This is a genomic window from Neisseria sp. 74A18 (genome assembly GCF_001308005.1).
Classification (GTDB): domain Bacteria; phylum Pseudomonadota; class Gammaproteobacteria; order Burkholderiales; family Neisseriaceae; genus Neisseria; species Neisseria dumasiana.
On the sequence record NZ_LGZA01000045.1, the window covers coordinates 1 to 13,638 of the forward strand.

Annotated in this window: 12 protein-coding genes; 2 read left to right on the forward strand and 10 right to left on the reverse strand. The window is 49.4% G+C overall.

The features are described 5' to 3' along the window. Nucleotides 1-129: 129 nt before the first annotated feature. The 10 genes from AKG43_RS11020 to AKG43_RS11065 form a co-directional block, all read right to left on the reverse strand. Nucleotides 130-438, reverse strand: coding sequence for a PepSY domain-containing protein (locus tag AKG43_RS11020; protein ID WP_054600595.1), 309 nt, complete (start codon nt 436-438; stop codon nt 130-132). A 327-nt stretch (nt 439-765) separates the two neighbouring features. Next, nucleotides 766-1,638 carry a VacJ family lipoprotein gene (locus AKG43_RS11025; RefSeq protein ID WP_082403081.1) on the reverse strand — a complete coding sequence of 291 codons (873 nt, stop codon included), beginning with the start codon at nt 1,636-1,638 and terminating at the stop codon, nt 766-768. Next, entirely contained in the window at nt 1,635-1,913 is a 279-nt protein-coding gene (locus AKG43_RS11030; protein ID WP_054600597.1) for a lipid asymmetry maintenance protein MlaB, read from the reverse strand. Before AKG43_RS11030 ends, AKG43_RS11025 begins: the two co-directional genes overlap by 4 nt. 3 nt (nt 1,914-1,916) lie before the next feature. Beyond that, nucleotides 1,917-2,516, reverse strand: a complete 600-nt coding sequence (locus AKG43_RS11035) for a phospholipid-binding protein MlaC (protein ID WP_054600602.1) — start codon at nt 2,514-2,516, stop codon at nt 1,917-1,919. A gap of 34 nt (nt 2,517-2,550) precedes the next feature. Then, complete coding sequence (gene mlaD, locus AKG43_RS11040; protein WP_054600598.1) at nt 2,551-3,060, reverse strand: outer membrane lipid asymmetry maintenance protein MlaD; 510 nt, start codon at nt 3,058-3,060, stop codon at nt 2,551-2,553. Between the two features lie 20 nt (nt 3,061-3,080). Next, on the reverse strand, nt 3,081-3,857 hold the full coding sequence (gene mlaE / locus AKG43_RS11045; protein WP_054600603.1) for a lipid asymmetry maintenance ABC transporter permease subunit MlaE: 777 nt from the start codon (nt 3,855-3,857) through the stop codon (nt 3,081-3,083). Nucleotides 3,858-4,018: 161 nt separating this feature from the next. Beyond that, on the reverse strand, nt 4,019-4,825 hold the full coding sequence (locus AKG43_RS11050) for an ABC transporter ATP-binding protein (RefSeq protein ID WP_054600599.1): 807 nt from the start codon (nt 4,823-4,825) through the stop codon (nt 4,019-4,021). Nucleotides 4,826-5,202: 377 nt separating this feature from the next. Next, on the reverse strand, nt 5,203-6,513 hold the full coding sequence (locus AKG43_RS11055; protein WP_054600604.1) for a HAMP domain-containing sensor histidine kinase: 1,311 nt from the start codon (nt 6,511-6,513) through the stop codon (nt 5,203-5,205). 249 nt (nt 6,514-6,762) lie between these two features. Continuing rightward, entirely contained in the window at nt 6,763-8,079 is a 1,317-nt protein-coding gene (argA, locus tag AKG43_RS11060) for an amino-acid N-acetyltransferase (RefSeq protein WP_054600600.1), read from the reverse strand. 1 nt (nt 8,080) lies between these two features. Beyond that, nucleotides 8,081-8,557, reverse strand: a complete 477-nt coding sequence (locus tag AKG43_RS11065) for an MJ0042-type zinc finger domain-containing protein (protein WP_054600605.1) — start codon at nt 8,555-8,557, stop codon at nt 8,081-8,083. 377 nt (nt 8,558-8,934) lie between these two features. Here AKG43_RS11065 and polA point away from each other — a divergent pair, with 377 nt between their 5' ends. Next, nucleotides 8,935-11,718, forward strand: a complete 2,784-nt coding sequence (polA, locus tag AKG43_RS11070; protein ID WP_082403082.1) for a DNA polymerase I — start codon at nt 8,935-8,937, stop codon at nt 11,716-11,718. 127 nt (nt 11,719-11,845) lie between these two features. Further along, a complete protein-coding gene (locus AKG43_RS11075; protein WP_054600601.1) occupies nt 11,846-13,327 on the forward strand; it encodes an ATP-binding protein in 1,482 nt (493 codons plus the stop codon). The last annotated feature ends 311 nt before the right edge of the window (nt 13,328-13,638 follow it).

A 13,638-nucleotide genomic window follows, 5' to 3' on the forward strand; every position in this document is an offset into this window, starting at 1 on the left:
CATATTATTTTTATGTTGAAATCATTAAAAATCCCGCTGTGGCGTAAATGCCTCAGCGGGATGGTTTGCTGCTTCAAATTGCCGTAAGCAGCGTTGTTTATTCAATTGTTTTTATTTTTAACTATATGATTAAATATGATATTTTTTGTTTTTGGTTTTAACGGCCAGCACTTTGCCGTTATCGGCATCCACAATAACATTGTGTTCTAAACCGTTGGCAATCACTTCTACTTCATAGCGAGAACCGGTGTAGTAATCGTATTCGAATTCCACTTCTTTTGCGTAGCCGCCGGTATGGGCAACGGCAGCCGCAACCGCTTCTTTTCCGGAAACCGGAGCAAAAAAACCTAATGAAAATATGCCGATAAACACGGCAGCTACAACCGACAAGGCTATGAGAAAAGCCACGCCGCTCAGTATTCTTCTTACGGTAAACATAATGATACTCCTCACCACATGAGATAAATAATGGGATGAGGCATATATTAAAAGCTCAAAGTTAGTAGAAAATTAGGCAGATATAAATATAAAAGAAAGGTCTTTAAGTGATTTGATTTTCAGACGGCCTATATAGTCAATCAATACTTTTTACTACAACATTGCTGTGCTTATTACCCGTACTGCTTTGCGGCCTTATATCAAAAAGTGTTTATAGACAATAGATCCTGTTGGCAACCCGCTTTAGAAAAGCCCGGCGCTATTTACAGTATTCAAAAAACAATACTGTAAATAGCGCCGGGCTTTCCTACACTTAATTTATAGACTTTAATGCTTGGCTATACCGCCTTCCGGTTCCCACAAAGTCAACAGTTCGGCTTGCTCCGAAGACACATCCAAACTGCTGCGCGGCAGATCGGTTACGGCAGCTTCAGATTCAACCGGCACATACTCTTGGGTTCCGGCAGCATTCTGTTCTTCACCGACCAAGTCATCGATATCGATGTCGTCTTCACTGCCTTGCGGCAACTTGGCACCCGTTTGCTGGGCGCGCATTCTCATGAAAATATCGCGGGTGTAGGCATATTTATCGATTGCGGCATCTTGCAGGCTGTCGGTTAAATCGAGATAACGGTCGCGTGTATCGACCGCACCGACAACCGTAGAACCGATACGCCCTGCGCTGGTTTCAAAAATAGCGTTTTTTACCGGATACGCATAAGTGATGGTTGAGCCGATACTGTCGCGCAAAGTAGAAGGGCCGGTTAGCGGGTAAACAAAATAATTGCTGTTTTTCCAACCCCACGAAGCAAAGGTGTCGCCCAAGTTGTTTTTGTTGTTGGGAATACCGCCCGCATCGGCAATGTTAATCAAACCGCCCAGGCCAAAGGTGGTGTTGATGCCTACGCGCACAAAATCTTCGCTGGCGCGTTTAATGTCGAGCCGCAGCAGATTGCTGCCCATGCTTACCACATCGCGCAAGTTGTCGAAAAAGTTGGTTACGCCCTTGCGCACCGGCCGGGGGGTAACGGCTCGGTAACCCCGTGTTACCGGTGTCAGCACATATTTATCGGCCGTGTCGTTGATTTTGAACATCACACGGTTGTAAGGCTCGTAAGGGTCGGCCGGATTGCGCTCCGCCCATACGGGCTGAGACAACGCCAAAACCGCCACTGCTAAACAAATATTCTTTTTACTCATGGGTTGACCCATTCTTTGATTTCATACAATTCGGCCAATGCCGCCACCGAATCGGGAAGCCCCTGTAAGGCTATCGACGACGGTTTGACGCGCAATGCAGTCAGCAGCAGCGACACGCAGGAAGAGTCGGCACGGCTCACTTGCGAAAAATCGACCGTATGCGTTTCGTTCAGACGGCATTGCTGCTCGAAGCGGCCGTAAGCGGCAGAAGTAACCGTTTTCACGGTTACTTCGCCTTTCACATGCAGCACACCGCCGCGTACGTCGGATTCCATGGCTTATTTGCCGCCGTTTTTGGATTTCAGTTCGGCAATCAGGCCGTCGATGCCTTTGCTCTTGATGGTTTCGCCGAACTGGTTGCGGTAAACGGTTACCAAGCTCGCACCTTCGATGGCCACGTTGTAAGCACGGTATTTATTGCCGCTTTGGTAAGTGGTGAAATCCATATTCACGGGCTTGCCGCCTTGCGGGGTAACTTCGGCACGCACAATGATTTCTTTACCGCCGCGGTTTACGACGGGGTTGTCTTTAACGACCACTTTGGCATTCTTGAACTTGATCATCGTGCCTGAATAGGTGCGGATGAGCAGCGTTTGAAACTCTTTCGACAATGCCTGTTTTTGTGCTGCTGTGGCTTCGCGCCACGGATTGCCGACCGCCAGCGCAGTCATCCGTTGGAAATCGAAATAGGGCAGGGCATAGTTTTCGGCCTGACGGCGCACGGCGACATCGTTTCCGCCGTTGGCATTTTTGAGGATGCTCAATACTTGTGTGGCATTGGTGCGCACTTGGCTGACGGCATCGGCAGGCGCGGCAACTGCAAGATTGATGCTCAAAACGGCCATGCCCAATGCGGTGAATAAAGATGATTTTTTCATAGATTCTTTTTTTCCTGTTGAAATAATAAACGGATTATTCGGCTTGTGTTGTTCCGGCTTCTGCGGCATCCGAACCGCCTGAATTTTTTTCGGCGAAGTTGGTCATGAATTTGCCGATCAGGTTTTCCAACACCATTGCGGAACCGGTAATGGTAATGGTGTCACCCGCAGCCAGATTTTCCTCGTCGCCGCCCTGCTGCAAACCGATGTATTGTTCGCCCAACAGGCCGGAAGTAAGAATTTGTGCCGAAACGTCGCTGCTAAATTGGTATTGGTTGTTCAAATTCAAGCTCACTTTGGCCTGATAGGTTTTCGGGTCGAGCTTGATGCCGCCCACACGGCCGACCAACACGCCGGCAGCTTTTACCGGAGCATTGACTTTCAAACCGCCGATATCGGTAAAATCGGCATATACCGTGTATGTTTGCCCCGAGCCGCCGCCTACCGCAGCGCCGCCTGCCACGCGGAAAGCGAGAAAACCGACGGCGATTACGCCCAATAAGACAAACAAACCTACCCAAAATTCCAAAACATTCTTTTTCATCATATTACTCGTTATATCTGTTATTCAGTAAACATCAGTGCGGTAAGGATAAAATCAACCGCCAGCACGGTTAATGCCGAAGAAACAACGGTTCGGGTGCTTGCCCGCAAAATACCTTCCGAGGTAGGCACGCAGTGAAAACCCTGATGCACGGCAATCAAAGTAACCGCCACTCCGAATACCGCCGATTTAATCAAACCGTTAACCACGTCGTATTGCAGAGAAATATTGCTCTGCATCTGCGACCAAAAAATACCGCTGTCCAAACCCAAATACTGCACGCCGATCAGGTATGCGCCGTAAATGCCGGCCACATTGAAAATCGAAGCCAGCAGCGGCATCGACAATACGCCCGCCCAAAAGCGCGGCACTACAACGCGGGCAACGGGGTTAACGGCCATCACGTTCATGGCTTCGAGTTGTTCGGTGGTTTTCATCAGGCCGATTTCGCTGGTCATTGCGCCGCCCGCGCTGCTGGCAAAGAGAATGGCCGCCAATACGGGGCCCAACTCGCGCAACAGGCTTGCCGCCACCATAAAGCCGAGTACGTCGGCCGATTTGAACTTGGAAAGCTGCGTATAGCCCTGCAAGCCCAGCACCATGCCCACAAACAGGCCGGACACGGCAATAATCAGCACCGACAATACGCCGGCAAAATACATTTGCCGCACGCTCAAGCGAAAGCGGGTTAACGCCGTGCCCGATTTGCCGAGTATCTGTAAAAAAAACAGACACACGCTGCCGAGTGCGCGGATAAAGTGAAGGGTGTTTCGCCCTATGGTTTGGATAAAATTCATCATTTCTTTTACATTAATCTTTTTCAGACGGCCTCATGCCGTTTGGCAAGATACGCTGTGTAAACTGTTACGGCATCTTCCGATACAGGTATAACAGATTTGATTGCGTTCACATTCGCATCATGGTGTGTTCAGACGGCACAACAGGCCGTCTGAAAAACTTATTTCGCACCCAGCAAATCCTCACGCAAATCTGTTTGCGCCGGATAGCGGAACGGCACGGGGCCGTTGGGCAGGCCGCCGATAAACTGCTGCACCCACGGTGAATCGAGGCTGCGCATTTCTTCGGGCGAACCGGAAAACACAATCTCGCCGTGTGCCAAAAAAATCACTTGATTCACAATTGCCAACGATTGCTCGATATCGTGCGTTACCATCACACTGGTGGAGCGCAGGGCTTTATTAGCACGGCTGATCAAATGAGCAATCACACCCAGAGAAATCGGGTCGAGACCGGTAAACGGCTCATCGTAAATCATGATTTCGGGGTCGAGCGCAATCGTTCTGGCCAAAGCGACGCGCCGCGCCATACCGCCGGAAAGTTCAGACGGCATCAGCTTTTCTATGCCGCGCAAACCGACGGCGTTCAACTTCAATATAACCAAATCGCGGATAACCGCTTCGGGCAGTTTGGTCAGCTCACGCATCGGGAAAGCCACATTGTCGAATACCGACAAATCGGTAAACAGCGCGCCGTGTTGGAACAGCACACCCATACGGCGGCGGTGCTCGTAAAGCTCTTCGGCATTCAGCTTGGCCAAGTCGCGCCCTTCCACCAGCACTTGCCCCTGCTGCGGATGAATCTGGCCGGTAATCAGGCGCATCAGCGTGGTTTTGCCGCTGCCCGAACCGCCCATTACGGCTGCAAAGTTACCTTGTTGGATAGTGAAATTGATGTTTTGAAGAATCGGGCGGTCGCCATAGGCAAACGCCACGTTTTTCATTTCAATGAAGGGGGTGGTGGTCATGCGTGTGATGTGTGTTGAAAGAAAGGCATTTTAATAACTTAAGGGTGGCATGGGCAATTTTTCAGACGGCCTTTTCATGCAAAAATACACTACTGTATGTAAATTACTGAAATCATTCCGCTTATCGCTGAATGAAAATAAGGCAAAAAATACAACAAGCTAAATCATCGCGCGATGAACGGCATGATTAAGATTTCAGACGGCATCTGCGGATATTGTGCGGCAGAACGGTTGTTAATGCCCCCCTTCAATGCGCACGGTAATATGACAATTTTATGCTTTGTGAATGAAAATATGATAAGACTTTTGCAAAACCCCGGATGTAGATACGGTGCAGAAGTGCGCCGCAGATGGGGATTTTGCAAAAGTTTTGTGTGTTAACAACCGCAGTTTACACCGCCTTGAGGCAGCCATACACTTACCTTCAAACCTTGCCCGAAGCGGGATGAATCCGATAAAGAAATGGTGCCGCCGTAGCGTTCCGCAATTGTTTTGGCAATCGACAAACCCAAGCCGCTGCCTTCGGTGCCGCTGCCGAGCACGCGGTAAAACGGGTCAAATACACGCTCGCGCTCTTCGGGCGGGATGCCGGGGCCGTTATCTTCCACTTCCAAATACAAACCGCGGCCGTCCACTTTCGCCGTCAGATCCACCCTGCCGTTTTCGGGGGTGTAGAGAATGGCGTTTTCCAACAAGGTTTTGATTAATGTATAGATTTCAGTTTCATCCACGCAGATTTCTTTGCCTTCGCAATCTGCACCCAAATCAATGTTTTTTCCTTCTGCCAGCGGATATAAATCCTGCACCAAACGTTGGCAGAATTTAGCCAAATTAATGTTTTGGGTGGTATGGTTTTCGTGTGCCTGCGCCCGTGCCATAGAAAGCAGTTGTTCCAAAAGACGGCGGTTGCGGCGGATGCCCTCGCGCAAGTCGTCCACCAATGCCGCCGTATCTTCGGGCAGCCCTTTGCCCGACAAACGCTCCGCCTGTAAAGACAATGCCGTCATCGGCGATCTCAATTCGTGTGCGGCATCGGCAATAAAGCGTTGCTGCTGGCGTATGCTTTCGCCCACTCTTTGCAACAAATGGTTGATGGCTTCGGTAAAGCCGAAAATTTCCATGGGGATTTTATGGGTGGACAATGGAGAAAAGTCATTATCGCTACGGTTTTCCGCCTGCTCCGACAAACGCGAAATCGGCCTCAAGCTGAGATGGATAATCAGCATGGTCAGCAACACGGCAACCGGCACCAATGCCAGCAGCGGTAACACGGCAAACCAAGCACTGTCGTAAGCCACGTCGTCGCGGAATTCGGTTTCTTGGATAAAGGCCACAAGCGTACCGTCTTCATAACGGTGGATATAGGCGCGGTAAGGCTTTTTTTTCTGCTTGTCGGTGGTATCGAAAAAACCTTCTTCGGCATCGAGCGGAATATTGAAGCGGCTGTTGTCGTTAACGGGTTGGATGTAAATGCGGGTATCGTTATCGATATCGGTATAGCCCGCTTCTTCGGGCAATTCGTCTTTTCTGGTGAGCAGCGCGGCCTGCTTGAGCATATCGTCTTGCAGTTCCTCTGCTTCTTCAAACATGGTGTAGAACGTAACCACCCCTGAAATCAGCGCCGTGGCGAGAATGATCAGGGTAAGAAAAACAGAAAGGCGTGCCTGAATAGATGGGTGGCGAAACATAAATCGTGTATCTTCTCGGTGGTATTTCAAAACAAGCGGCGGTTGTGCCGCTTGCCGCAAAAGCATTGTTCAGACGGCCCCAACCAAGCGCAAGGGTTGCGGATCGAGGGCAGGATAAGACATTTTCGCAAGATAATATCGTGTAGAAATTAGGTGTTCGTTAGGCACAAGGTGCAATGGATACAAACAGCCATTTTTTTGAATATTTTATTTATTTATATAGTGTGCGCATGATTAACACCATACGCCCTAAGATATCGAATACACAAACACTTTCGACTGCCGCTTGCTTTGATGGTATTCGTGTTGGCGTTCAAGCGGCAGCTGTTCCGGAGAGGCCGTCTGAAAACCGCGCTCGAGAAACCATTCGCCGGTATGGGTGGACAAAGCAAACAATCTGTTTATGCCGCGGCTGCGTGCTTGGTTCAGCAGGTGTTCGAGCAGCAGCTCGCCGTAACCGCTGTCTTGCGCTTCGGGCGATACCACCAAACAGGCCAGCTCGCCCGACGCTTTTTCGCTAAAGGTTTTCAGGGCAACGCAACCGTAAATTTGGCGGTCGTGTTCCAAAACCGAAAACTCACCGATATGGTTTTCGAGATATTCGCGGCTGCGGCGCAACAGAATCCCCTGATCTTCCAGCGGGCGTACCAATGCGGTTATGTCGGGGATATCGCTGCTCTGCGCCTGACGGATACTCATAAAAGCATTGCGTGCCAACGATGTGCCTATACCGTGGCGGGTAAACAGTTCGGCAAGCAGGCTGCCGTTGTGCGAACCGCTGAGAATTTGTGTGCGCTGCACGCCGTTTTCCACGGCATTAACGGCGGATCGCAATAGGCGGTGCTGCGCGGGGTGTACGCTGCCGCTTTCCAGCAGGCTGCGGGCTTCTTGGGCAGACAAATTGGACAACACTTGGCCGCCTGCGTCGAGTATGCCTTCGTGCTCCACCATATAGATTAATTTTTCGGCCTGAAGGGCAATGGCCATGCTTTCTGCAATATCGCCCATGCTGAGATTGAATGTTTTGCCGCTCAACGAATGCCCCAGCGGGCTGATCAGTACAAGCGCGCCTTCATCAAGATTTCGCCTTATGTTTTCGGTGTTGATTTTGCGCACTACGCCGGTGTAGCCCATATCGATGCCGTCTATCACGCCGAGCGGGCGGGCCGAGACGAAGTTTCCGCCGGCAATATTCAGAGGTTTGCCGCGCAAAGGGGTTTGCGAAAGACCGAAAGAAAGCGCGGCTTCGATATCGCTGCGTACTATGCCGCAAGCCTGTTTGGCATACACCAATGCGGTTTCGTCGGTGATGCGGCGGCCGTTGTGGTATTGCGGCGCGATACCGGCCGCTTCCGACAATATGTTGATTTGCGTGCGCGAACCGTGCACCACCACCAAACGCACACCCAAGCCGGCAATCAGGTTCAAATCGGCGGCGAGTGCGGGAAGTGACGGGCCGGAAAGCAGGCTGCTCGATATGCCCACTACCAGCGTTTTGCCGCGCAAATAGTGGATATACGGCGCGGCTTCCCGAAAGTCGCGGATAAAATCAACGGATGCGGTCATCTCAGTTTAACAGTAACACCAAGTAAAAAAGCTGCATAATCAATACCGTTAACGCCACCAAAGTGGCCAACGTCCAGTTAAAGCCGTCTTTTCTCAGCTCTTGTGCAGGCATCGGCGCAGGCCCCGGTATCTGCGGCGGCTGCGGTTTGGATGCGCTTTTCATTTTAACGGCGGTAGCGGCTTTGGCGGAATTGCGGGCATCGCTCACCAGCATATTGTCGAGCAGGTCGGCAATTTCATTTTTCGACAAAGTTTTGCGCGTGCGCACCTGCGGGCCGATGGAATGCACGAGTTTGGTATCGGTAACGGCGTTCAACAGCAGGCTGGGGTCGATGTTTTTCGGTGTTTCGGCAATATGGTTTTTGGCCTGAAACAAGCCTTCGCATTTACGGCAAACCACGAAACCTTGCGCAACATTCAGTTGCGTATCTTTAACCCACAAACGGGTTTTGCAGTGAGGACAGACGCAGACGGGCATAGTGTTGTAATTGAACGTTATTATTAAAGGATTGGGCATTTTAAGGTTTTTCAGACGGCATGGGAAGCAAGCGGGGGCTGACGGTAGGGATTGGGGGCTGTTCGGTGTGATTTGTGTGTTTTTATTACCTATGGCTATGAAATTTAGCCCGTGTGCGGTGTGAGTTTGCCTTGTTTCAAAACAGCGTTTCGCCGCCGTTTTTTTGAATGGAACGAAGCATGAGTAGTGCCAAACCGGCTTAAGGCCGTCTGAAAAGTAAGGGTTCATGCTTTTCAGACGGCCTTGAATCGATAGGGCGGGCAATCGCCCGTCCGCCGCCGTTTCTGATTGATTCCGTTATAATCCACCCATCTATAACCTTTTCAGACGGCCTTACCATGTCCCAAACCCTTCTCCTTGTCGACGGCTCTTCCTACCTCTACCGCGCGTTTCACGCCATGGCACCGCTGACCGCGCCCGACGGCACGCCCACCGGCGCGTTGTACGGCGTACTCAACATGCTGCGCCGCCTGCGTGCCGATTATGTGCACGATTATTGCGCGGTGGTGTTTGATGCCAAGGGCGAAAACTTCCGCCACAAGATGTATCCCGACTACAAAGCCACGCGCCCGCCGATGCCCGACGAACTGCGCCCGCAGGCCGAAATGCTGCCCGAATTGGTGCGGCTGATGGGCTGGCCGGTGTTGATTGTGCCGGATGTGGAAGCCGACGACGTGATCGGCACGCTGGCCAAACAAGGCGAGGAAGCGGGCTGGAACGTGGTGATTTCCACCGGCGATAAAGACATGGCGCAGCTGGTGTCGGAGCACGTTACCCTCGTCAACACCATGAGCAACGAAAAGCTCGACATTGAAGGCGTGAAAAACAAATTCGGCGTTCGCCCCGACCAAATCATTGATTATCTGACCTTAATCGGCGACAAAGTGGACAACGTGCCGGGCGTGGACAAATGCGGCCCCAAAACCGCCGTGAAATGGCTGGACCAATACGGCTCGCTGCAAAACGTAATGAACCATGCGTCTGAAATCAAAGGTAAAGTCGGCGAAAACCTGCAAGCCGCGCTGCCGCAACTGCCCCTGTCTTACCAACTCGTGACCATCAAAACCGATGTGGATTTGCACGGCGATCTTTCAGACGGCCTCGAAAGCCTGCGCCGCACCACGCCGAAATGGTCGCAACTGGCGGTGGAATTCAAACGCCTCAACTTCCGCACTTGGCTGAAAGAAGCCGAAGAGCGCATGCACGAAGGCAACAGCGATTTGTTCGGCGTGGCGCATATCGGCGAACAGGCTGCGCTTGCTGCCGAGAGGCCGTCTGAAAAGGAAATAGGCATCGTCCAAGCCCCTGAAACGCTGGATTATCAAGCCGTTACCGCCGAAAGCCAATTCGCCGCCCTGCTGAGCAAATTGTCGCAAGCCGACACCATCGGCATCGACACCGAAACCACCAGCCTCAACCCGATGGAAGCCCAGCTCGTCGGCATCAGCATCGCTTTCAAAGCAGGCGAAGCCGTGTATATCCCGCTCGGCCACACGCCCACCTCCGCGCCCGAACAGCTTGATTTACAAGACGTATTAGGCCGTCTGAAACCCCATTTAGAGAATGCGGAACTCAAAAAAATCGGCCAAAACCTCAAATACGACCAGCACATTTTCGCCAACTACGGCATTGCCCTGAACGGCATTGCCGGCGACGCCATGCTCGCTTCCTACATCATCGAAAGCCACTTGGGGCACGGCCTCGACGAGCTTTCCCAACGCTGGCTCGGCCTGCCCACCATCACCTACGAATCCCTGTGCGGCAAAGGCGCCAAACAGATTTCGTTTGCCGATGTCGGCCTCGAACAAGCCACCGAATACGCCGCCCAAGATGCCGATTTCGCCCTGCGTATCGAAGGCTGGCTGAAAGCACAAATGGACGAAAAACAGCTTGAAATGTATCAAAACATGGAGCTGCCCGTGGCCCAAGTGCTGTTTGAAATGGAGCGCAACGGCGTACTTATCGACAAAAACGAACTCGCCCAACAAAGCCACGAAATCGGCACCCAACTGCTTGCGCTGGAGCAGCAAGCCTACGCAGCCGCAGGCCAGCCCTTCAACCTCAACTCGCCCAAACAACTGCAAGAAATCCTGTTCGACAAAATGGGCATTCCCACCAAAGGGCTGAAAAAAACCGCCTCCGGCGGCATTTCCACCAACGAAGCCGTGCTCGAACAACTCGCGCCCGACTACCCGCTGCCCAAAATCATCTTGCAAAACCGCGGTTTGGCCAAACTCAAGTCCACCTACACCGACAAACTGCCCGAAATGATCAACCCGCACACCGGCCGCGTGCACACCACCTACGCCCAAGCCGTCGCCATCACCGGCCGCCTTGCCAGCAACAACCCCAACCTGCAAAACATCCCCATCCGCACCGAAGAAGGCCGCCGCGTCCGCCGCGCCTTTACCGCCCCCGCAGGCAGCGTGATCGTGTCCGCCGACTATTCCCAAATCGAACTGCGCATCATGGCACATTTAAGCGGCGACAAAACCCTGATCGAAGCCTTTAAAAACGGCGAAGACATCCACCGCCGCACCGCCGCCGAAGTGTTCGGCGTCGCACAAGAAAACGTCAGCAGCGAACAGCGCCGCTACGCCAAAACCATCAACTTCGGCCTCATCTACGGCATGGGCCAATACGGCCTCGCCAAATCGCTGGGCATCGACAACCTTTCCGCCAAAAACTTCATCGACCGCTACTTCGCCCGCTACCCCGGCGTGGCCGACTACATGCAGCGCACCAAAGAACAAGCCGCCGCCCAAGGCTACGTAGAAACCCTGTTCGGCCGCCGCCTCTACCTGCCCGACATCCACAACAAAAACGCCAATGCCCGTGCCGGAGCCGAACGCGCCGCCATCAACGCCCCCATGCAAGGCACCGCCTCCGACCTCATCAAACGCGCCATGATCGCCGTCCGCAACTGGCTTGTTTCAGACGGCCTCCAAAGCAAACTCATCATGCAGGTGCATGATGAATTAGTGCTGGAAGTGCCCGAATCGGAACTGGATTTAGTGAAAACAAAACTGCCCGAGATTATGGCAGGTGTAGCCAATGGCATGTTGGGCGTGCCGCTGGTGGCCGAAGTGGGCGTGGGGGGGAATTGGGAAGAGGCGCATTGAATATGCTTTTAATGATTAATCACTTTATAAGCTCTTTAAGCAAGCTTAAAAAATAATTTCAACAAATTGATTTTTATAATATTTTTTTAAATAAGCAAGTTTCTAACTCGATTAAGCAAGGTTAAACATGGAAACAACTCTCTCTAAATTTAATTCGGCAATTACTCTTAAGTATCTAAAAACACAACCTGAAAATCAATATTTTGAGCGAAAAGGTATTGGTGAAAGAGAAATAAAACCGACCAAAATTGCTGAAGAATTAATTGGTATGTTAAATGCTGATGGAGGAGTGTTAGTCTTCGGAATATCAGATCAAGGAGAAATTCAAGACCTAAGGTCTCTTCCTAATTTAGAGGCTTATCGCAAGTTAATTTTTGATTTTATTGAGCCATCTTGTAATATCCGTTTAGAAGAAATTGAGATAGAAGAAAAACTAATTTTCTTATTCCATATTGAACAAGATTTGGAAAGAGTTTTTTGCCGAAAAGATAATGAAAAAGTGTTTTTACGAGTATCAGACGAAAATCGGGAGTTAGATAGAGACAGAATACGAAAATTAGAATATGACAAAATGATTCGTCGATTTGAAGAAGAAATAGTAGATGACTTTGATGAAGAAGATTTAGATATTGAACTTCTTAATAGTTACAAAGAAAAACTAAACTATCAAGGGAATGTATTAGATTTACTTAGCAAAAGACATTTAATTATTAGAAAAGATAATAAATGGAAATTTAAAAAATCAGCAATTTTATTATTTGCAAAAGACCCTGAGAAGTATATTCCATCTGCTTCTGTTCGCTACATTCGCTATGAAGGAACTCAAGCACAAACAGGGGTAAAGCATAATGTTATCAAAGATGAAAGGTTCGAAAACCATATCTCTGGATTAATTGATGAGGTTAAGCGTTTTCTTAAAGCCGCTCTGCGTGATTATTATTTTTTAGATACCGAGCGAGGTGTTTTTCTTCGAGTTCCAGAATATCCTGAAGAAGCTTGGTTAGAGGGTGTTGTTAATGCATTATGTCATCGTTCTTATAATATCCAAGGCAGCTCTGTATACATAAAACACTTTGATGATCGTATAGAAATTAGCAATAGTGGTCCTTTGCCAGCGCAAGTTACTGTTGAAAATATTAAAACTGAACGGTTTTCAAGAAATCCAAGAATTGCTAGAGTGTTAGAAGATTTAGGTTATGTTCGGCAGTTGAATGAAGGGGTATCTAGAATTTATGAGTCAATGGAAAAATCAATGTTGTCCCATCCTGAATATAAAGAAGTAAATGGCAACATTTATCTAACTCTGCGTAATAGGATAAGTACCCATGATAGAACGATTCATACTGAACTTATGCAATATATTGAAAGAAATTGGGATAGCTATAACGAAACTCAGAGAAATATTTTGACATATTTATTTCTTGAAAATCAAGCAACTCTAAATGAATTAGTTGAGCATACTCAGATAAATAGTAATACTGTCAGGAGTTATTTGAAACAATTTGTTTCTGAAAGCATCATCGATCGGCAAAGTAGCAAGCTACGGGATATAAATGCAAAATATTCGTTCGCAAAAGATTTTCCATTTAGTAAGCAAGGTAAAAATTAATTCTTAACATATTGTATAATAATAAGATTTTATCATTAAGCAAGATTAAAAAATGATTAAGCAAGCCGTAGCAAGCCGTAGGTTGGGTCATGACCCAACATCATGTGCAATTCAATGGTTTCGTTGGGTTTACAACCCAATCTACGGGCTGATGTATTGTTAAATCTTGAGAATAATGCAGTTGCCGAGGGGTAAATTTTCGTCTTTGATATTGAGTGATACATAAATTCCTTATCAATCAAATTTAAAATCCGCTTGGTTGCTGAAAAATAATTATCTTCTCACCAATAATAAAAAAATAGTATTAAATA

Excerpts from the sequence above, each read along its gene's own strand:
- AKG43_RS11020 (WP_054600595.1), bottom strand. The coding sequence starts at position 438 with ATGTTTACCGTAAGAAGAATACTGAGCGGCGTGGCTTTTCTCATAGCC.
- AKG43_RS11025 (WP_082403081.1), bottom strand. The coding sequence starts at position 1,638 with ATGAGTAAAAAGAATATTTGTTTAGCAGTGGCGGTTTTGGCGTTGTCT.
- AKG43_RS11030 (WP_054600597.1), bottom strand. The coding sequence starts at position 1,913 with ATGGAATCCGACGTACGCGGCGGTGTGCTGCATGTGAAAGGCGAAGTA.
- AKG43_RS11035 (WP_054600602.1), bottom strand. The coding sequence starts at position 2,516 with ATGAAAAAATCATCTTTATTCACCGCATTGGGCATGGCCGTTTTGAGC.
- mlaD (WP_054600598.1), bottom strand. The coding sequence starts at position 3,060 with ATGAAAAAGAATGTTTTGGAATTTTGGGTAGGTTTGTTTGTCTTATTG.
- mlaE (WP_054600603.1), bottom strand. The coding sequence starts at position 3,857 with ATGAATTTTATCCAAACCATAGGGCGAAACACCCTTCACTTTATCCGC.
- AKG43_RS11050 (WP_054600599.1), bottom strand. The coding sequence starts at position 4,825 with ATGACCACCACCCCCTTCATTGAAATGAAAAACGTGGCGTTTGCCTAT.
- AKG43_RS11055 (WP_054600604.1), bottom strand. The coding sequence starts at position 6,513 with ATGTTTCGCCACCCATCTATTCAGGCACGCCTTTCTGTTTTTCTTACC.
- argA (WP_054600600.1), bottom strand. The coding sequence starts at position 8,079 with ATGACCGCATCCGTTGATTTTATCCGCGACTTTCGGGAAGCCGCGCCG.
- AKG43_RS11065 (WP_054600605.1), bottom strand. The coding sequence starts at position 8,557 with ATGCCCGTCTGCGTCTGTCCTCACTGCAAAACCCGTTTGTGGGTTAAA.
- polA (WP_082403082.1), top strand. The coding sequence starts at position 8,935 with ATGTCCCAAACCCTTCTCCTTGTCGACGGCTCTTCCTACCTCTACCGC.
- AKG43_RS11075 (WP_054600601.1), top strand. The coding sequence starts at position 11,846 with ATGGAAACAACTCTCTCTAAATTTAATTCGGCAATTACTCTTAAGTAT.